Raw genomic sequence first — 18,495 nt, forward strand, 5'->3', positions numbered from 1 at the left:
CCATGCGCGCTTTCCGGGTCGCCTACGACGGCCGTCCCTTCCACGGGTTCCAGCGCCAGCCCGACGTCCCGACCGTCGAGGACCGGATCTTCGAGGCGTTGGCCGAACTCGGAGTCGCCGAAGGCAAACCCGAGGGCTACGCCGCGGCGGGCCGGACCGACGCCGGGGTGTCAGCGGTCGCCCAGACGGTGGCCTTCGAGTCTCCCGACTGGCTGACGCCCGCCGCGCTGAACAGCGAACTCCCGGGGTCGATCCGAGCGTGGGCGAGTGCGGAGGCCTCCGCGGGGTTCCACGCGACCCACGACGCCGCGTTCCGGGAGTACGTCTATCACTGCTACGCGCCCGACGCCGACCTCGCGCGCGCCGAGCGCGCTCTCGACGCGCTCTGCGGGACGAACGACTTCCACAACCTCACGACGGACGACGAGGGGACCGTGCGGGAGTTACGAGGGGAAGTCAATCGTGACGGCGAATATCTCGTCTTCCGACTCCATGCGGGCGGGTTCGTCCGCCAGATGGTCCGCCGGGTGGTGTCGCTGGTCCACGCGGTGGCGGCGGGCGACGCCCCGATGGCGAAGGTCGAGCGCGTCCTGGGTCCCGACACGGTCGAAGGGCCTGCTGGCGTCGCGCCTGCCCCGGCGTATCCTCTCGTCTTGATGGACGTTGGCTACCCCGAACTGACGTTCACGGTGGACGAGGAGGCTGCCGCGAGCGCGCGCGAAGCGTTCGAGGCGCTGCGCGAGGAGCGGGCGACCGGGACGCGGGTGACTCGGGAAGTCCTGCTCGGACTCGACTAGTCGAACTCGGCTCCAGCCGCTCGGCCAGATTCCGGCCGCTTTCATCCCTTCTTCGTAGTTGCCCGACCGGAGGTTCTCGACCACGGTGTCGGACGGCCGGCGCGCGATTTCGTCGGTCGCGACGGATTCGGTCGGAACGGAGAGACTCCAGTTCGGTCGCCGGAACCAACGCCTATAACCGCCGCGCAGACCGACCGAAAACCAACGAGCGTGAGTTTCCGAGAATGACCATCAGATTCGTGACGAGCAACGAGGGGAAGGTCGAGGAGGCCCGCGAGTACCTCGACCAGGCGGTCGAGCAGGTCAACTACGACTACACCGAGATCCAGAGCGACGACCTCGCGGCAATCGCGGTCGCCGGCGCGAAAGAGGCCTTCGAGGCGACCGGTGGCGAGGAACCAGTGGTCGTCGACGACTCGGGGCTGTTCGTCGACGCGCTCGGGGGGTTTCCCGGCCCGTACTCGGCCTACGTCGAGGACACCGTGGGCGTCGAGCGCGTCTGGCGGCTCGCCGAGGCCGAGGACAATCGCCGGGCGCGCTTCCGGGGCGTGGTCGCGTACTACGACGGCGAGCGCGCCGAGACGTTCGCGGGGAGCGTGCCGGGCCGCATCGTAGCCCCGCGGGGCGAGGGTGGGTTCGGCTACGACCCCATCTTCGAGCACGAGGGAACCACGCTGGCCGAGATGAGCACCGAGCGCAAGAACGCTATCTCGCATCGGGGTCGCGCGCTGGCGAAACTCGCCGACTGGCTCGCCGAACGGGCCGAGTAACTGGACTCTGCTCGTGTTGCAATTCATCAACGGTAGCCACGTTACTCGCAGAAAAGACGGACGAGTAGTCAGGGAGCCTGCGGGTCGTACATGCAGTACGGCAGGTCGCCGGGATGACTCAGGTCGGTGAGATACTGCCTGATGGCCTCTGTAGTGGTGTCACCGAGCCAGTAGGTTTCCGGCAGGGTGTAGCTGTGCGTGGTACTACAGTGCCCGGCACCCATGGCGGTCTGCGTGTAGGTGCCGCCACAAGCGTCGACACCGCTCTCGTAGTGGTCGCCAAGGTGGTGGTGGGTGAGCTCTTCGTGGATGCAACAGTGGACGACCTCGTGGACGAACGCACGCTTGTACCCCTCCACGCACCCGGATGTAATGTAGTTGGCGCTTGTCGCGAGGTCGTTGGGTTGCCACGCTCCGCTCGCGCCCTTTCCAGCGGCACCGCCGTGCCAGTCGGTCAGTTTGGTGTCTTGGACGTCAGGGAGGAAGGTCCAGACCTTGCCCTCTGCCTCGGTGTTGGAGTAGTTGTCCATCACCCAGTCTCGGAACGCGTCGTAGATGGGATCTTCCTTGTCCTCGTTGTTCTGGAGGTGTGGTTCTAACTCGTCGTAGGTGATCCACTGCTCGTAGGATGTGTTGGCGGGGTAGCCCCCGCTAAGGTTGACGGTGTTCTCCCACACGTCTTCGAAGGCGTCGTGGCAGTCGGTCACGGTCCCGTAGTCCGTCTCCTCGTAACGGAAGGTCCGAACCTCCGTCGTGGAGGATGCCGCCGCGTTTACCGTGCCCGTCCCGAGTGCTAGGGTCGTGCCGGCGAGGCCAAATCTACGCAGGAACTTTCTTCTGTTCATTTCGTTTCACGGGGCGTCTGCCCAATATAAAACACCACACAACAGCATTTAAATTTTAATTCTAGATAGATATATAAAGTCTGCAATGCACGGATTAACAATTGCATGTCCCGGTACATGTCGGACCATCGAATGCGAGCGCGCAGATAACCGCTCTCGTACGTTACGCCGAATGAGTCTGCGGAGGTCCGAACCCGGGCAATTGGCGTGTCAGTTGCAACGATTCGCCCCGAAAAACGTCACTGATACCGACCGCGACCCTCGATCTCCCGGAGCCGGTCCAGTACCGCCTCGTCGCCCGCCTCGGCGTACGCCTCCTCGAACTCCCGCCGAAGTTCTTCGGCGTCGTCCGCGGTCCCCGCCAGGCTCTGGGCGAGGACGTGCAGGTCCATCGCGTAGTCCTCGTCGTCGGCGGAGTAGTAGCCGAGCCCGAAGTCGATGAGGTAGGTTCGGTCTGCGTCCGCCGACCCACCAGCTCCGCCGACCCGCACATTCCGCGTGGTCGGGTCGCCGTGGACGAACCCCGCGGCGTGTATCGTGGCGAGGTGTCGGGCCACGTCGCGCACGCGGTCGGCGGTCAGGTCCGCGCGGAGGTCGGCCTCGCCCACGCGCTCGAACACCAGCACGCCCTCCTCGGGGTCCACGTCGTAGACCACGGGCGTCGGCACGCCGTGCCTGCGCGCCTCGCTGGTGAGCCGCGCTTCGAGCACCGTCCGGTCGCGCCGGAGGCGCGCGTCCAGTTCCGGATGGCGGTAGCGCTTGGGCAGGCGACGCTTCGTCACGCGCTCGTCGCCGATCTCCACCGTGGCCTCCGCGCCCTCGATCTCGTCGCTCTCGTCTCGCCACCGGTCCACGGACTCCGAGTCGCCTGCTCGCGGCTCCGCCGCTCGCTCGTTCCGAGAGGCTTCGCGTCTCGCGCGCCACGTGACCGGGACTTCGTCCGGCCGGAAGTCCGGGTCGACCGCCGACTCGTCCACGTCGAGCGTATCGCCCGCGCGGACCATCTCCGCACCGAGGATGGCGATCATCCCGGCGTTGTCCCGGAGGAAGCGTGGTTCGGGTGCGAAAAAGTCCGCGCCACGCTGGTCGCACATCGTCGCGAGCATCTCCCGGAGCCGGTCGTTCTGCCCGACGCCGCCGCCGAGAACCAGTTCGTCGCTGCCCGTCAGCGAGAGCGCGCGCTCGGCGACCTCTGTCAGCATGGCGAAAAAGTTCTCTTGCAGGGAGTAGCAGACGTCCTCGACGGGGACGCCCTCGCCGTCGTCGTCGTCTCGGTCGTTTCCGCCTCGGTCGTCGTCACCGCCTCCGCCCCGCGGTCGGCCGTCGTAGGCGTCCTTCGCGGCGCTCATGATGCCCGAGAAGGAGAAGTCCATCCCCTTCACGACGTACGGCAGGTCGACGTACTCGCCGTCTTTTGCGGCCTGCTCGACCTTCGGCCCGCCCGGATGACTCCAGCCGACGTGGCGCGTGAACTTGTCGAGCGCGTTGCCGACGCCGGTGTCCATCGTCTCGCCGAGCACGCGGTACCGGCCGTTGCGGTAACCCAGCACGTGGGCGTTCGCACCCGAGGCGTTCAGGCAGACCGGCGAGTCGAACCCTGACTGCTGGCGGCCGATCTCGAGGTGGGCCACCATGTGGTTGACGCCGACGAGCGGCACGTCGAGCGTCCCCGCGAGCGCCCGCGCGGCCGTTCCCACGGTGCGCAGGCACGGACCGAGTCCCGGCCCACGCGAGAACGCGACCGCGTCGATGGGCCCGTCAGCCGCCGCGAGCGCGGTCTCCACGACTCGCGGAATCGCGTCGCTCATGTGCTCTGCGGCCTCGCGCGGGTTGATACCGCCGCTGTCGGGCTGGTAGGCGTCGGTCTCGATAAAAACGGACTCGGGACCGGATTCGATGTCGTACACCGCGGCGCTCGCGGCCCACGCAGTGCCCTCGATACCGAGGATTTGCATCAGCTATTTCCACTCGGTGTAGCCACACCGACCGCAGTGGAGGCGGTCGCCGTGGTCGGCGAGGAACGCGTCGCCACACCGGGTACATTTTTCCTTGTCGGTGGTGCCGTCGTCGTTGTACAGCTCGTTTCGAGCCATTATTCGGCCTCCTCGGCTTCGGCCTCGCCCTCACCGTCGGCGGTGATCTTGTTGCGCTCGAGCATGTGGTCCTGTTCGACGTCGCGGGCCGCCTCGGAGCTGTCGTACACCTTCGCGTAGCCGACGGTCTTTCGCATGCCGAACTTGGTGTTCATCTCGTGGACCACGACCTGACTGGAGTCCTTGTCGAGCTTCGCCGCGAGGCTGTCCCGAACGGAGAGCCGGGAGGGCGTCGCGTCGTCGTGCACTATCTGGAACCGCACTTCGGACCGGTGGAGCATCGGATTCTGCTCCTCGGAGAGGATTTCGACTTCCATGTGTATCGCTCAGTTACTCACTACTTGGCTACGTAGCCTGTAAAAGGATTACGAACGACCTTTTGCTGCGCTCGGTCGGCGCACGCCTCCCTCGCTGGCAAACGTTCGACCAAAACCACTGCGCTCCTCCCGTCGCTCGCTCGGGCTACGCCCTCGCTCACTTTGGTTGTCGCTTGGGCCGCTCGCTCACGTTCGTTCGCTCGCGGTAGAACTGCTGGCACTCGACCGCAACGGCGACCGCGACTGCACCAGCGACTACGACCGCAACGGCGACCGCGACCGCACCAGCGGCTGCGACCGCAGCAGCAACCGTGGGTTGCGAATCACGACGCGTCAAGCATCTCGAACAGTGCGTCCGGGTCGCCGTCCATCCGACTCAGCAGATCGCGCATCGCCGCTTTCGACTCCTCGGTCACCGCGGTGTGGACCATCCCTTCGTCGGGCTGGCCGTACACCGCGCTGGCGCCGAGCGGCGCGGCCACGACGGCGGGCAGGGTCACGAGGTCCTCCTCGCCGTCGACCACGACGACGGTCGGCTCGGGGGCCGCGAGCGCCTCGCGGAGGGCGCGGGCCATCTCGCGGGTCACAGTCCCCGCGGGGTTCTCGACGTGGACTTCGCGCGCCTCGCCGCCGAGCCGGGCCACGCCTGCCGCGACCTCGTCGGCGACCTCCTCGCGCTTGGTGAGGCCGTCGACGACGGCCACGTCGGGCGCGACGCCGGCGCGTTCGAGGTGGTAGGTCACCACGTCACCGACCGCGATCAGGGGGTCGCCAGCCTCGGCCAGCAACTGCTCGGCGTCGGTGAAAATCGGCCCCATCGGTTCGCGCATCTCGGCGCGCAGTTCCTCGGGAAGTTCGACGAGAATCTCCGTCACGACGTGGTCCTCCGTCCTCGATTGGCTACCGCACCTTCAGCGCGTACTTGCCGGGCTGGTCGACTTCCATCTCCTCGGCGATCTCGCTCTCGTCGGGATGGGTGATGATGACGTACCCGGCCCAGTCTTCGGTCAGACTGGTCGACCCGCAGATGGGACAGGTGTCTTCGTCGGGCTCGACCACGGCGTGGCACTCGCGACAGGCGAGGCGGTCTCCGGCCATCCTTACTCACTCTCTGTGGGCGCTTGCCGCTTCTCGCGCTCCTCTTTCAGCCAGCCGAGCTTGCCCAGCCCGGGCTGCTTGGCGGTGAGCCCGATCTTGCTCTCGCGGGGGTTGCGTTCGTCGATGCTCTTGGTGACGATGCGGGCCCGCACCGCGTCGCCGACGCCGAGGGTCCGGTTGGACTCTCGGGAGGCGAGCATCTGGCCCTCCTCGTCGTAGGCGAGGTACTCGTCGGAGATCTGGGAGACGTGGAGCAGGCCGTCGACCGGCCCGATGCCGACGAACGCCCCGAAGTTGACGACCTCCACGACCTCCCCGTCGACGACTTCCTGCATCTGGGGGTCGAACGTGACCACGTCGAACTCGGCCTCGTAGTACACCCCCGGCCGGTTCGGCAGGACCGCGCCGTCGCCGATGTCGTGTACGTTCACGACGCTGACGACGCTCCCGACGTCTTCGTCCATGCGCCCCTCCAGTTTGTCCTGCAGGAGCTGCTTCACCAGTTCCGGCGTCACCTCCGCGAGGTGTTCCGGAGGTACCTCGACCGTATCCTTGAGTCTGACCCGTTTGTACATTGCTAAGGTTCGCTTATTCCGAGTTTGTTCCGGCCCCTTATATGAATTACCTGTGTGCCCGCGTCGAGCAGGCGTTCCTTGAGGGGGCCGTCGTTCGTGACGACGTAGTCGAACTCGGGCGCGAGTTCGACCAGCGCGTCGTCTGCGTACGATGCCTCGTGTTCGACCGTCCGACATCTGTCGGCCGCCAGATCAGCCCCGACGCTCGCCGCGACCGCCTCCTCGCCGTTTCCGCCTTCCGAGAGTTTGGCGAGTTCGTCGCGGACCGCCTCGGGGACCGCACAGTCGAAATCGCCTAGAAGGCGCTCCAGTTCGTCGAAGATCCGCACGTCGGCTTCGACCGGCGACATGAGTGCGCTGGTGTCCATGGCGACCGTGACCATCCTATCCGCTGAGGGTGCCCACGCCGATGAGCCGCCAGCGCGCGCCGATGCGGCGGTTGATGGCGATCTTCGCGCCCTCGGGCGCGCAGACGGGACGTTTCAGCGTGACCTCGCACTCGCCCTCGCGGGCGCTGGTCACGGAGCCGACGGTCGTCGCGGTGCCGACGGTGAGCATCAGCGGCTCGCCCGTCGAGATCTCGTCGATGTCCTGATCGTCGAGTCCCACGAGCCGTTCGAGCAGGTCTACCTCCATAGTGAACTGCCGCCACGTCGGCGGGAGATCGCCGGGCGTGCCGGCGATCTGTCCGGCGAGCGCGTCGCCCTTCGTCAGACTCGGGTCGAGCCCCGTGCCGACGCCGAGCAGTCCGCCGGGCGTGACCTCGTCGACCGTCTCGCCGCCCGCCTGCAGCGAGCGCACGTCGGTCTGGATGGGCTCCCAGCGGGTCTCGCCGCCTTCCTCGACCTCACGGCCGGGGCGGAGTTCGAGGTCGTCGCCCGCAGTGAGCCGTCCCTCGGCGAGGCTGCCGCCGAGGACGCCGCCGACGAGGCCGTCCCACGTCGTTCCCGGGCGGTTGATGTCGAAGCTCCGCGCGACGTGCATCCGCGGGTCCGCGTCCGGGTCGCGGTCGGGCGTCGGGATCTCCTCCTCGATGGCCTGGATGAGGAGGTCGATGTTGACCTCCTGCTGGGCGGAGATGGGCACGACCGGCGCGTCCTCCGCGACGGTCCCCGAAACGAACTCCTGTATCTCTTCGTAGTTTCGCTCGGCCTGCTCGCGATCCACGAGGTCGATCTTGTTCTGGGCGACGACGATGTTGTCGATGCCGATGATGTCGAGCGCCATCAGATGCTCCTCGGTCTGGGCCTGCGGAACCGGTTCGCTGGCCGAGACGACGAGCACCGCGCCGTCCATGATGGCCGCTCCCGACAGCATCGTCGCCATCAGCGTCTCGTGGCCGGGCGCGTCCACGAACGATACGGTGCGAAGCGGCTGGCTCTCGCTGCCGTCCGGGCACGTCTCCTCGACCGTGTAGCGCTCGGGCGCGTCGCGGTCGGGACAGTCCCGGAACGTCGCGTCGGCGTATCCGAGGCGGATAGAGATACCGCGCTTCATCTCCTCGGAGTGCTGGTCCGTCCACTCGCCACTGAGTGCCTGCACCAGCGTCGTCTTGCCGTGGTCGACGTGACCGACCAGCCCGATGTTCACCTCCGGTTGGGCGTTGTTTCCTGTCAAGGTTACCTCCTGAGAGTAATCCTGTTGGAAGTTTCGCCCCGAACGACTGATAAACCTGCTGTTCTGGGTCGGGGTGACCGTGCGCACTGCTGTCGGGAGTCGTGGATGGGCCGCCAGTCTCGACGGGTCCCGCCACCTCGCTCGCGAGAGCCCTCGAAAATGATTGTCGATCTACAGAAACGCGATCAAGGCAACACTTTAACCGGATGCGGTCGGAATTGACCGTATGAGCGGAACGACAGGGCCGAACACCGCAGGCGACCGCGAGGAGTCCACCATCCAGGACTGCGACGACTGCGTGGCCCCGGCCGAGGCGTTCTCGGTCATCGCCAACGAGACCCGACTGTCGATTCTGGAGGCGCTCTGGCGAGCACCGGAACGCCCCGTGAGCTTCTCTGAACTTCGTCGCGAGGTGGAAATGCGCGACAGCGCGCAGTTCAACTACCACCTCAAGCAGCTGACCGACCAGTTCGTCGTCGGCACCGACGACGGCTACGACTTCCGGCAGGCGGGCAAGAAGGTCGTCCGGGCCATCCTCGCGGGCTCGTTCAACGAACACCCCGAGCTCGGGCCGTTCGAGATCGACGGGAGCTGTGCGAACTGCGGCGCGAGCCTGCAGGCCGCCTACGACGACGACGTACTCGCCATCGACTGCACCGACTGCGGGAAGAACCACGGCTGCTACCCGTTCCCGCCGGGCGGGCTGAACGACCGCACGCGCGAGGAGATCATGGAGGCGTTCAACCAGCGCGTGCGCCACCTCCACTGCCTCGCGGCCGACGGCGTCTGTCCCGAGTGTAACGGCCGGATGAGTACCACCGTCACGCGCGACGCGGAGGACTTCCTCGGGCTCGAAGTCCGGGTCGACCACGAGTGCCAGCAGTGCCGTCACAGCCTCTACTCGGCTGTCGGTCTCTCGCTGCTCGACCAGTCGGACGTGGTGACGTTCCACCGCGACCACGGCGTCGACCTCTGCACGAAGCCCTACTGGGACCTCGCGTGGTGCGTCAGCGACGAGTACACCACCATCGTCTCCGAGGAGCCGTGGGAGATCCGGGTCGAGATACCGCTCGACGACGAGGTGCTGTCGGTCACGCTCGACGGCGACCTCGACGTGCTCGACATGGAGCGGCGCTGTCGGTCGGCCGCGGACGAGGGCGCGCAGGCCGTCTCGGACTGAGGTGGACGCACAAGCCGCCCGGACGGGAGAGGACGCGAAGGTCGTCCCGAACTGGGCAGCGTCGCGGCGGGGGGGGGGCCCGCGCGGCCCGGGCCCGCGCGCCCCCCCCCGCGGGCCGCGGGGGGGGGCGTTGGTCGTCGCCCAGGGGCCGGCGGGGGGGCGGTTCGCCACCGGGCGCGACGCTGCCCAGTCCTGCCGCTCTCCGTTCCGACTGGTGCTCAGTTCCGACCGGCGGCGAGAAGAGCGGTCCGACCGCTGCGGATCAGTCGTCGTCGACGATCACTTCGACCGGGGCGTCCTCGGCCGCGGCGGCCTCGCGCTCGGAGTTGCGCTCCTGCCAGAGCAGCGCGCCCGCGACTGCCAGCACGAGCCACGACCGCCAACTCGCGAGGTTGAGCGTGTACCCCACGCCGAACGGTTTCTCGGTCAGCATCCCCTCGTCGGGCTTCCAGTAGGCCGACAGCATCCGGCCGATGCTCGGCCGGTCGAAGTTGTACGGGACGCCGAATAGCTCGCCGGTGCTGGGTCTGTCTACCATGTGAGATAAGTAGGTCGGAGAGGAATAAAGTGCTTTGGCTTCGGGGTGTCGTGCAGTTGGCATTCTTCGAGCGACGACGTCGGTTGCGTCGATGAGTACGCGGTGTGAGTCCATCACGACCGACGGGAGAATTCGGGTTCGACGGCTGCACGGACGCTCGTGGGATTGCTCGCTCGTGGGACTGCTTGTTAGTTCCAGGGACTGTCGCCGCCGAGGTGGCCGATTCGTTCGGTTGTCGGCACGTCCCCATCACACGTGCTGTCCGGTTTCCCGTGGGTCGGGCCGTCGATAGCGTTTCCGCAGACGACTCGCTGGTCGTCTGCGCCGTACCGTTCGGCGACGTGGCTTGGCCCATCGTCCGGATAGACCACCGGGTATCGAATCGCGAGCCCGCCGTACTCGGTGATCCGGTTGCCGTAGATCGAGTTCGCTCGCCCGTGGTCGCGAAGTTCCTCGGGGTACGGAAGGCCTTTATGCTCCGCGAAGTCGTCCGGATTTGCGAGCCCCCACGCCGCGACCTCGACCCCTTGGCCGTGGCTTCCCTCGATGACGTTCCACCGCAGCGTACACTCCCGGCCGCCGAGATGCATCGACGGTTCGTCCGTGGCATCGTGGCCGTCGAGTACGTAGCGACCTGCACCACCCGCGTCCGTGCAGTATTCGATCAAGACGTCGTGGCATCCCGCCTTCACGTCGACCAGTTCCGCGTGGGGATAGCCCTCACTGTTGTCGATGTGGTGAACGTGGATGTCGTGAGAGCCGTCGACTGGATAGCCTTTATCCGGCGGATTCCCGACGTAGACGACTTCGCCATTGTGGCCGCTCGCGTCTCCCAGGAGGTACTTCACGCCCGCAGGGCCGATGACTTCGAACTCGCCTATCTCGACGTTCTTCGACCAGTGAACCTTGATGAAGTCGGCCCGGCAGTTCCCCACCGCGTGGGGTTTCACGACGACGTCTGTCAGATACTCGCTCTCGTCGACGGTGTCGGTCGGGCCCCGACCTGCCTTGATCTGCTCGTACAACGACTCGTTGACTTGGAGGATCGATTCGCTGTAGGAGTTCGGGTCTTCGGGGGACTCCGGCCGGTGAAGGCCGTCGAAGGTCATCCCGCGAAGGTGGACGTGGCTGTGATTTATCTCGAACGGCCCGTCCGCGTTGAATACCGCGTCCGGCGGTCCGGTGATCGTGATCGGTGCGTCAGGCGTGCCTCCGCTCGTCGTTCGCACCTTGGCGGTGTGTCGTCCCGGTAACGCGTGAACCGTCTCTCCCGGTTCGACCTTCTCCAGCGCCGCTCCGATCGAGCGAAGCGGTTCGGCTTTCGATCCAGAGTCAAAATCCGACCCGTCGGGGCTAACGAACACCGTGTCTGTCTTCTCACGCTCCGTGGTGGCCGGCCCGTCACTCGTCGTGTTCGCTGCCGTCGTGTTCGCCGACGTGGTGGTCGTCGAGGACGGTGTCCTCGTCGTCGATGGTACTGTCTTCGTCGGGGTGACGTCGGACTCCTCGCCGGTAGTACAGCCGGCGAGACTGCCGACCCCGACGAGGCCCAGCTTCAGGACGTGACGACGACGCATACATTGTACTGACAGCACCCTTGGATATAGCTTCGGGTGCGACGCCACTCGTCGGCGATTTATCGCATAACGAGGGCGGTTTCGCGGTCCGGGGAGTCGGACCGCGAACCTGACTGCCCCGCAAAAACGCCGCCCGAGTCCGTCGCCGAGACAAATAGTGAAGTCCGACCCGTACCGGCCGCGATCCTCAGTACGCGTAGCTCGGCAGCGACCCCGGCGTGACGATGCCGGTCTCCTCGTCGTCGCCGTCGAGTTTCTCCAGCGCCTCCGTGAAGTCGTCCTGCCGAACCTCGGTCCGGCCGTCGCGGATGGCGAACATGCCAGCTTCGGTCGTCAGGCTCTCGATGTCAGCGCCGCTCTTGCCCTCGGTCTGTCCCGCGAGCACGTCGAGGTCCACGTCGTCGGCGACGCTCATGTCGCGGGTGTGAACGTCGAGGATCTTGCGCCGCGCCTCGTCGTCGGGCTTGGGGACCTCGATGAGGCGGTCGAAGCGGCCGGGCCGGAGGATGGCGCGGTCGAGCATGTCGAAGCGGTTGGTCGCGGCGATGATGCGGATCTCGCCCCGGTCCTCGAAGCCGTCCATCTCCGAGAGGAGTTGCATCATCGTCCGCTGGACCTCCGCGTCCCCGGAGGTCTTCGAGTCCGTTCGCTTCGAAGCCACCGCGTCGATCTCGTCGATGAAGACGATGGCGGGCTCGCGCTGGCTCGCCAGTTCGAACAGGTCACGGACCAGCTTCGCGCCCTCGCCGATGAACTTCTGGACGAGTTCCGAGCCGGCCATCTTGATGAACGTCGCGTCGGTCTGGTTCGCGACCGCGCGCGCCAGCATCGTCTTCCCGGTGCCGGGCGGGCCGTGGAGGAGCACGCCGCTCGGCGGGTCGATGCCGACCGCCTCGAACTGCTCGGGGTTCTCGAGGGGCTGCTCGACGGTCTCGCGGACCTCCGTCATCTGCGCTTCGAGCCCGCCGATGTCGTCGTAGGTCACCTCGGGCGACTCGTCGACCTCCATCGCCTGCGCGCGAGCGTCCTTCTCGGATTCGAGCTGGGTCTGGACCGTGAAGGAGTCGTTGACCGCGACGCGGTCGCCCGACTCGATCTCCTCGCGGAGCTGGGGCGACACCTCGGTCAGCACCTCCTGGTTGTTGCCGTGCTGTTTGATGATGATGCCGTCGTCGGTGATCTCCTCGGCGGTGGCGACGTACAGCGAGGTTGTCTTGAGCGTCTCGTTTTCGCGTTCGAGTTTGTCGACCTCCTCGCTGAGTTCCTCGCGGCGGTCGCGGGCGGCCCCCAGCCGTCGCTCGAGCGTGGCGTTCACGTCCACGATCTCGGTGTAGTGGTCGCGGAGCGCCGCGAGCCGTTCCCTGTCGCTCATTTCGGGGTCGAGTTCCAGTGTGGGTTGGTCCGGGAGAGTTGGGCTACGCGACATCTGTTAGGCTCTCCTAATGCCCGGTCTTAAAAGTGCCTTTGGGTCGCGGCTCTCTCCTCCAATAAATATCTGAGGTGAGGTTCTGCTGGTGTATCTACGCTACCCTCTGCCCTCTATATTTATTCATCTAATAAAAGATAAATTAAAGAATTTGAATGCGGGGTTGTCGGGTGATGTCCGAGACACAGACATCCGACGAGCTGACCGACGGGACCCGTACCGACATCAAAGCGATGTTCGACGAGGCATTCGAGACTGAGAGCCTCCCCGAGATCAACTGCAGCCTCAGCGCGACGGGCGGTTGCACGGACTCCTGTCTCTGCTGGTGAGCGCAGCCTGACGCGTCGAACCGTGCAGTTCCGTTTTATAATCCGTCCCGACGATTCGACGAAAAATACCGCTCTCCGCGAGCGCGCTCGCCGCTCAGATCAGCGACTCCATCTCGTCGAGGTGGTCGTCGTACGCGTCGAGCGCCCGCTGGATGGGGTCGGGCGAGGACATGTCGACGCCCGCGGTCCGGAGCAGGTCGAGCGGGTAGTCGGTCGACCCGCTCTGGAGGAACTCGAGGTACTGCTCGGCGGCCTCGTCGTCGCCGTCGAGGATGTTCTCGCCCAGCGCCACGGCCGCGCTGATGCCGGTGCTGTACTGGTAGACGTAGTAGCTGTAGTTGAAGAAGTGCGGAATCCGTGCCCACTCACGAGCGATGTGGTCGTCCACGACCGCGGGTTCGTAGAACTCCGCCTTGAGGTCGCCGTAGATCTCGTCGGCGCGCTCGGGCGTGAGCGCCTCGCCGTCCTCGACGACCTGATGGGTCTGATGCTCGAAGTCGGCGAACATGGTCTGGCGGTACAGCGTCGAGCGGAACCGTTCGAGATACTCGTTGAGGACGTGTCGCCGGAACGTGGGGTCCTCAACGGTGTCGAGCAGGTGGTGGGTCAGCAGCGTCTCGTTGACGGTGCTGGCGACCTCCGCGACGAAGATCTCGTAGCTCCCGTAGACGTACGGCTGGTTCTCACTGGTGAGCTGGGAGTGAAGCGAGTGGCCGAGTTCGTGGGCCAGCGTGAACATCGAGGAGATGTCGTCCTGCCAGTTCATGAGGATGAACGGCTGGGTGTCGTACGTGCCGCTGCTGTACGCGCCCGACCGCTTGTTCGCAGTTTCGTACACGTCGACCCACCGGGATTCGAGCCCTTCGGCGACCCGCCGCTGGTAGTCGTCGCCGAGTGCACCCAGCGCTTCCACGACGTGGTCGCGGCCCTCCTCGTACGCCACGTCGGGCGTTTCGGTCTCGGTCATCGGCATGTAGAGGTCCCACATCCGGAGTTCGTCGACGCCGAGACTCTCGCGCTTTAGCTCGGCGTGACGGTGGAGCTTGTCGAGGTTGTCCCGGACCGTGTCGACGAGGTTGTCGTACACCTCGACAGGGACGTTGGGCTCGTTCAGGGCGGCCTCGCGGGCGGTGTCGTAGTCGTGGACCTCCGCGAGGCGAACGTCAGTCGTCACGCCGTTCTTCAGCGCGGTCCCGACGGTGTTGTGGACGGTGCTCAGCTCCTCGAAGAACTCCTCGTAGACGGTCTCGCGGAACTCGCGGTCGGGGTTCTTGAGCAGCGTCGTGAGGTTGTTCTGGGTGATCTCGACCGCGTCGCCGTCGGGCTTCTCGACGGTCGGGAACTCCATGTCGGAGTTCAACAGCATGTTGTAGATCTCGCTCGACGCGCCCGTGACCTCGCCGAGTTCCGCCAGCACGTTCTCCACCTCCGACGAGCGGGTGTGGTCGGCCAGCCGCAGCACGTCGTGGAGGTAGTGGTCGTACGTCTCCAGTCCGTCGGTCGTCTCGATCATGTGGTCGAGTTCGTCGCCGTCGAGCGACTGGATCTCGGGGTCGATGAAGCTCGCCGCGCTGTTGGCCTCGGAGGCCAGCGCCCTCGCGCGGGAGGATAGCGCCTGATACTGCTGGTCGGCGGTGTTCTCGTCCTTGCGCATTCGAGCGTAGGCCGCGACCGTCTCGACCTTCCGGGACAGCTCCTCGCTCAGCTCGAGTACCTCCAGCAGCGTCTCGCCGTCCTCGGTGGCTCGGCCCTCGTAGGCCGACAGCTCGTCGAGTCGCTCCTCGACCTCCTCGTAGGCCTGCTCCCACTCGTCGTCGGTCGCGTAGATGCTTTCGAGGTCCCACTTGTACTCCGCGTCGATCTCCGAACGTTCGGGAACCGAACTCATACCCCACCGTAGGGATACCGGCGCTGTAAGCCTTTGTCATTCGGAACCGGTCTTCCGGAACCTGTTCGAGACCCCCGACCGCTCCCGCAGAATCGGAAATCGCAACCCCTTACCTTCCCGGTCGACTTTCCCCCGACCATGAGCACGATTCGGGTGGCGTGGGGAACCGGGTCCGGCCCCACGGAGATGGCGGCCTACGACGCGGCCCTCGCGGACGCGAACCTCCACGACTACAACCTCGTGACGGTCTCGTCGGTCATCCCGGCCGACGCGCCGGTCGAAGCGGTCGGTACGGCCCCGGACCTGGGCCCCGCGGGCGAGCGCCTGACGGTCGTGCAGGCCCGCGCGACCTGCGCGGGACCGGGCCACGTGTCGGCCGCGCTCGGCTGGACGACCACCGAGGACGGTCCGGGCCTGTTCTACGAGACCGCGGGCGAAACCGATCCCGAGGACGTCGCCGAGCGCGTTCGGGCTGGCCTCGATGCGGGGCGGGACCTCCGCGACTGGACGTTCGTGGACGAGCGCGTCGAGACCGCGAGCGTCGACGCCGAACCGGGGACCTACGCCGCGGCCGTGGTGGTGGCGGCCTACGGCGAGAGCGAGCCGATTTTGTAGGTTTTTCTCGTTCTCGGGTGACCACTCCGTTCTCGTGAGTGTCGATTCTTCCATCCGGCGTGCGCTGGCAGTTCATTGTACTCGGCGCGTGCTGGCGCGACCTCCGTGTCGCGCCAAAACGCGCGAGGTCTGCAGGAGCGAAGTCGTTCGAAAATCGGAGATTTTCGTGATCACGAGAGAGCGAAGCTCTCTCGGACGACGACTGCAGGCTCGTCAGAGCTTGCTCTGACGGTGGACGAGCATCGCAAGCCGCAGGCCGAGAAGCGCAGGAGGCTGGGGAGGCGTGAGGGTGATGCGGTGTTGTGCGGTCGCGGTGCGGTCACGCCTAGGCTCAAGCGATAGCTAGCTTCTTCGACTCTCACATCAGAATATCTCGTGCTGGAGAAGCTAGCTACTGCCGATGCATATGAGAAACCGCACCGCACCACACCGCACCTCGTCCTCCCCAGCCTCCTCTCTCCCTCGCTGCGCTCGGTCGTTCGTCCCTCGCGCGCGTTGCTCGCGGTTCCACCGGAAGAGCTTCGCTCTTCCGAGCCTTGGCTCGCGTCGCTCGCCAAGACACCGCTCGCTCGTCGCGGCGCTCCGCGCCGCGCGTTGCTCGCGCGCGCCGGGTCAGAATTTGAGATACTTGCGGAGGCAGTCTCTCACTCTGATTCTCGCGGAAGCAGTGTCTCACTCCATCGAGTCAGTAAGCCGGATCTCACTCGCGTTCGTCCGTGTTACATCCTTCCAACCTGCCGGAGGCGGGAGCTTTTAAGCCCTCGGGCTACTAAGAGTGCCCAGATGAACGGGAACAACCCCTACGCGGGTGTCGACGGCGTCACGGAAGCTGGTCACCGCGCGAACGCGGACGTGCCCGAGCTCTCCACCGAACAGAAGCAGTCGCTCCGCAACAGCATCACGGCCATCGCGACCCGGACGCGCGAGTTCCTCCCCGACGAGTACGTGGTCGGGTCGAAGGTCGGCGACGCGGGCAACGGCCCGCAGGCGCAGGTGTCGGTCCAGCCGCCGGTCGGCCACCCCGTCAGTGCTGGGTTCCGGCCGGACATAGAAGACTTCGACGGCGACGAACTCGACACTCACGAGGAGGACGAGGTTGCGCGCGGACTCGCCGCGAGCGCGGCGCTACAGGTCAAGCAGGTCATGGGCAACGACCTGACGCCGACTGCTCGATAGGCCGCGAGTCCCGACCCGTCGACGCGCCCTCCCGACCCGGTGACGGCCCCCGCCGCATCGGCGGATTTCCGAACAGCAGGTAGCCGACCACGAGCGCGGAGATCACTGCGCCGAGTGCCGTCCCGGACCCGGGCGTCAGCGCGAGCAGTTCTTCGGTGAGAAGGCCGACCAGCAACGGGACCGGAAGCACGGCGAGCGCGACGTCGTAGAAGGATAGGGTCGCCACGCCGTCAGCAAGGTCCGGTTCGCCAGCCTTCCCACTTGGTAGTCGATGCTTCTCCAGCATGAAACCACCTTCCAGTAATACGGTTGGGTCGTCGCGGACTAAAAATTATTGCTCAGTGGTAGCCGTGGCGAGTGCTGTTCGGGACTGTCTGCCGACGTCTACCGCTCGACGACTGTGCCGCCAGCGCCGACTGCGATGTCGGTTGCGCCCCGGACCACGGCCTTCAGGTTCTCGCCAGCAGGCGTGCTCTCCTGAGCCCACTTGCGGCCGGTCTTGTCGAAGATCTTCCCGCCGCCGCCGACGGTGAGGCCCTCGCTGTCGTCGTCGGTAACCTCGACGTCCCGGAGTCCAGCGTCGCCGAGGCTCTCGGGCGTCCAGTTCGCGCCGTCCCAGTGGAAGACCATCCCGCCACCGCCAGAGACCCAGACGTCGTCGCTGGCGTCGCTGTCGACGCCGTAGAAGTTGACGTTGGCGTCGGCGATGCCGATAGCGTTCCACGTCGTGCCGTCGTCGGTGGCGAACACGCGCTGGTTGGTGTCGACGACGTGGCCCGAGCGAACGCCGTGGAAGTCGACGGCCGAGAGCGCCGACCCGCTGCCGGGCGTGACGTAGTTCCACGTCTGGGACGCGCCGTTCTCGAAGCTGTAGTAGAGCTTGCCCGAGTCGCCCGCGACGTAGACGTTCGCCTCGCCGGCCTCGCCCGTCACGGACACGTCGTTGAAGTTGTTCGTGCTCCCGGTGGGCGCGGAGTGATCGTAGAGCACGCCGGTTTCCACATCGTACTCGCCGACCGCGCCGCTCGATCCGACCATCCAGAGGCGTTTGCCGTCGTCGGTCACGTCCGCGCCGAACAGCGAGTTGCCGTTGCCGGTGACGCCGCCGTCGAACGCCTTCCGCCAGCTCTCGGCGGTGCGTTCGAGGGCGACGCCCCCGCCGCCGACCGCGTACGCGCCGTCCGCGGTGTACTCCACGTCGTAGAGGGTGTTGCCGGTGGGGGTCTCGGCGGTGGTCCAGTCCGTTTCGGCCGCGGTCTCCGTCCCACTCGCTGCAGCGGCTGCGGGGAGGGCGGTCGCGCCGACCGTTGCGAGCGATGCCGTCAGGAACCGTCGTCGCGTCGTACGTTCGGTCATGGCTCCACCCGGCGCTGAGCGGCGGCTATCACTTCAATGGGGGGACTCGTTTGTGACGTTTACTCCGTTTAAATCCGACTGAGAAGGTGTGAACGGCTAAATATCTAAGCCATTAATTGATTATTTTCCTACGTGCTATTACTGACTAATGTGGGATAAATAATGAGAAAAACGAACCGAACTTTCAAGTAAGCGAGTTAGAGGTGCCGAACACGGTCAGATAGCGCGATTCGCCGACTGGAACGAAAAGCCCATTCCACCGGCTGGAACCCCGACGGGCGGCCGCGGTCGGCGCACC

At 66.0% G+C, this 18,495-nt stretch carries 22 protein-coding genes; 7 read left to right on the forward strand and 15 right to left on the reverse strand.

Annotation, left to right across the window (positions count from 1 at the left end; translation table 11 throughout):
• The first annotated feature begins 2 nt into the window (after window positions 1–2).
• Window positions 3–797 (forward strand): tRNA pseudouridine(38-40) synthase TruA, encoded by a 795-nt coding sequence (gene truA, locus DPQ64_RS06255; RefSeq protein WP_115863496.1) that lies wholly within the window; start codon window positions 3–5, stop codon window positions 795–797.
• 224 nt (window positions 798–1,021) lie between these two features.
• Entirely contained in the window at window positions 1,022–1,567 is a 546-nt protein-coding gene (locus tag DPQ64_RS06260; RefSeq protein WP_115863497.1) for an XTP/dITP diphosphatase, read from the forward strand.
• A 68-nt stretch (window positions 1,568–1,635) separates the two neighbouring features.
• Here DPQ64_RS06260 and DPQ64_RS06265 read toward each other — a convergent pair whose 3' ends face one another.
• The 9 genes from DPQ64_RS06265 to DPQ64_RS06310 all read right to left on the reverse strand — a co-directional run bounded on the left by DPQ64_RS06265 (window position 1,636) and on the right by DPQ64_RS06310 (window position 8,112).
• Window positions 1,636–2,412 (reverse strand): hypothetical protein, encoded by a 777-nt coding sequence (locus DPQ64_RS06265; protein ID WP_115863498.1) that lies wholly within the window; start codon window positions 2,410–2,412, stop codon window positions 1,636–1,638.
• Window positions 2,413–2,651: 239 nt separating this feature from the next.
• A complete protein-coding gene (locus DPQ64_RS06270) occupies window positions 2,652–4,367 on the reverse strand; it encodes a bifunctional N(6)-L-threonylcarbamoyladenine synthase/serine/threonine protein kinase (protein ID WP_115863499.1) in 1,716 nt (571 codons plus the stop codon).
• 3 nt (window positions 4,368–4,370) lie between these two features.
• A complete protein-coding gene (locus tag DPQ64_RS06275) occupies window positions 4,371–4,505 on the reverse strand; it encodes a 30S ribosomal protein S27ae (RefSeq protein ID WP_115863500.1) in 135 nt (44 codons plus the stop codon).
• On the reverse strand, window positions 4,505–4,822 hold the full coding sequence (locus DPQ64_RS06280; protein WP_115863501.1) for a 30S ribosomal protein S24e: 318 nt from the start codon (window positions 4,820–4,822) through the stop codon (window positions 4,505–4,507). Before DPQ64_RS06280 ends, DPQ64_RS06275 begins: the two co-directional genes overlap by 1 nt.
• Window positions 4,823–5,145: 323 nt before the next feature.
• A complete protein-coding gene (locus DPQ64_RS06290; RefSeq protein WP_198662028.1) occupies window positions 5,146–5,697 on the reverse strand; it encodes a GTP-dependent dephospho-CoA kinase family protein in 552 nt (183 codons plus the stop codon).
• 25 nt (window positions 5,698–5,722) lie between these two features.
• The gene (gene spt4 / locus DPQ64_RS06295) at window positions 5,723–5,920 is read right to left on the reverse strand and encodes a transcription elongation factor subunit Spt4 (RefSeq protein WP_115863502.1); all 198 of its coding nucleotides are present in this window, start codon (window positions 5,918–5,920) and stop codon (window positions 5,723–5,725) included.
• A gap of 2 nt (window positions 5,921–5,922) precedes the next feature.
• The gene (locus DPQ64_RS06300) at window positions 5,923–6,495 is read right to left on the reverse strand and encodes a DNA-directed RNA polymerase (protein WP_115863503.1); all 573 of its coding nucleotides are present in this window, start codon (window positions 6,493–6,495) and stop codon (window positions 5,923–5,925) included.
• 2 nt (window positions 6,496–6,497) lie between these two features.
• Window positions 6,498–6,878, reverse strand: coding sequence for a DUF188 domain-containing protein (locus tag DPQ64_RS06305; RefSeq protein ID WP_115863504.1), 381 nt, complete (start codon window positions 6,876–6,878; stop codon window positions 6,498–6,500).
• A 1-nt stretch (window position 6,879) separates the two neighbouring features.
• A complete protein-coding gene (locus DPQ64_RS06310) occupies window positions 6,880–8,112 on the reverse strand; it encodes a translation initiation factor IF-2 subunit gamma (RefSeq protein WP_115863505.1) in 1,233 nt (410 codons plus the stop codon).
• 226 nt (window positions 8,113–8,338) lie between these two features.
• On the opposite strand from DPQ64_RS06310, the gene DPQ64_RS06315 reads away from it, so the two are divergent.
• Window positions 8,339–9,292: a winged helix-turn-helix domain-containing protein gene (locus DPQ64_RS06315; protein ID WP_115863506.1), complete on the forward strand. Its 954-nt coding sequence runs from the start codon at window positions 8,339–8,341 to the stop codon at window positions 9,290–9,292.
• Between the two features lie 262 nt (window positions 9,293–9,554).
• On the opposite strand, the gene DPQ64_RS06320 is transcribed toward DPQ64_RS06315, so the two are convergent.
• Together DPQ64_RS06320 and DPQ64_RS06325 are read right to left on the reverse strand one after the other, a co-directional pair.
• Window positions 9,555–9,830 carry a DUF5808 domain-containing protein gene (locus DPQ64_RS06320; protein ID WP_115863507.1) on the reverse strand — a complete coding sequence of 92 codons (276 nt, stop codon included), beginning with the start codon at window positions 9,828–9,830 and terminating at the stop codon, window positions 9,555–9,557.
• Between the two features lie 188 nt (window positions 9,831–10,018).
• Entirely contained in the window at window positions 10,019–11,059 is a 1,041-nt protein-coding gene (locus tag DPQ64_RS06325) for a hypothetical protein (protein WP_157971613.1), read from the reverse strand.
• A 136-nt stretch (window positions 11,060–11,195) separates the two neighbouring features.
• Between DPQ64_RS06325 and DPQ64_RS18650 the strand changes: the two genes are divergently transcribed.
• Window positions 11,196–11,396 (forward strand): hypothetical protein, encoded by a 201-nt coding sequence (locus tag DPQ64_RS18650; RefSeq protein WP_157971614.1) that lies wholly within the window; start codon window positions 11,196–11,198, stop codon window positions 11,394–11,396.
• A 198-nt stretch (window positions 11,397–11,594) separates the two neighbouring features.
• On the opposite strand, the gene pan2 is transcribed toward DPQ64_RS18650, so the two are convergent.
• Entirely contained in the window at window positions 11,595–12,833 is a 1,239-nt protein-coding gene (pan2, locus tag DPQ64_RS06330) for a proteasome-activating nucleotidase Pan2 (protein ID WP_115863509.1), read from the reverse strand.
• 173 nt (window positions 12,834–13,006) lie between these two features.
• Between pan2 and DPQ64_RS18655 the strand changes: the two genes are divergently transcribed.
• Complete coding sequence (locus DPQ64_RS18655) at window positions 13,007–13,162, forward strand: hypothetical protein (RefSeq protein WP_157971615.1); 156 nt, start codon at window positions 13,007–13,009, stop codon at window positions 13,160–13,162.
• A 94-nt stretch (window positions 13,163–13,256) separates the two neighbouring features.
• Here DPQ64_RS18655 and pepF read toward each other — a convergent pair whose 3' ends face one another.
• Window positions 13,257–15,050 carry an oligoendopeptidase F gene (gene pepF, locus DPQ64_RS06335; protein WP_115863510.1) on the reverse strand — a complete coding sequence of 598 codons (1,794 nt, stop codon included), beginning with the start codon at window positions 15,048–15,050 and terminating at the stop codon, window positions 13,257–13,259.
• Between the two features lie 138 nt (window positions 15,051–15,188).
• Between pepF and DPQ64_RS06340 the strand changes: the two genes are divergently transcribed.
• Window positions 15,189–15,665 carry a pyruvoyl-dependent arginine decarboxylase gene (locus DPQ64_RS06340; RefSeq protein WP_115863511.1) on the forward strand — a complete coding sequence of 159 codons (477 nt, stop codon included), beginning with the start codon at window positions 15,189–15,191 and terminating at the stop codon, window positions 15,663–15,665.
• A 783-nt stretch (window positions 15,666–16,448) separates the two neighbouring features.
• Window positions 16,449–16,841: a DUF5811 family protein gene (locus DPQ64_RS06345; protein WP_115863512.1), complete on the forward strand. Its 393-nt coding sequence runs from the start codon at window positions 16,449–16,451 to the stop codon at window positions 16,839–16,841.
• On the opposite strand, the gene DPQ64_RS18660 is transcribed toward DPQ64_RS06345, so the two are convergent.
• Both DPQ64_RS18660 and DPQ64_RS06350 read right to left on the reverse strand, forming a co-directional pair.
• The gene (locus DPQ64_RS18660) at window positions 16,807–17,127 is read right to left on the reverse strand and encodes a hypothetical protein (protein WP_157971616.1); all 321 of its coding nucleotides are present in this window, start codon (window positions 17,125–17,127) and stop codon (window positions 16,807–16,809) included. The two genes, DPQ64_RS06345 and DPQ64_RS18660, sit on opposite strands and share 35 nt — an antisense overlap.
• A gap of 98 nt (window positions 17,128–17,225) precedes the next feature.
• Window positions 17,226–18,197: a beta propeller repeat protein gene (locus tag DPQ64_RS06350; RefSeq protein WP_115863513.1), complete on the reverse strand. Its 972-nt coding sequence runs from the start codon at window positions 18,195–18,197 to the stop codon at window positions 17,226–17,228.
• Window positions 18,198–18,495 lie beyond the last annotated feature (298 nt).

Source organism: Halorussus litoreus, from assembly GCF_003382685.1.
Lineage (GTDB): Archaea > Halobacteriota > Halobacteria > Halobacteriales > Haladaptataceae > Halorussus > Halorussus litoreus.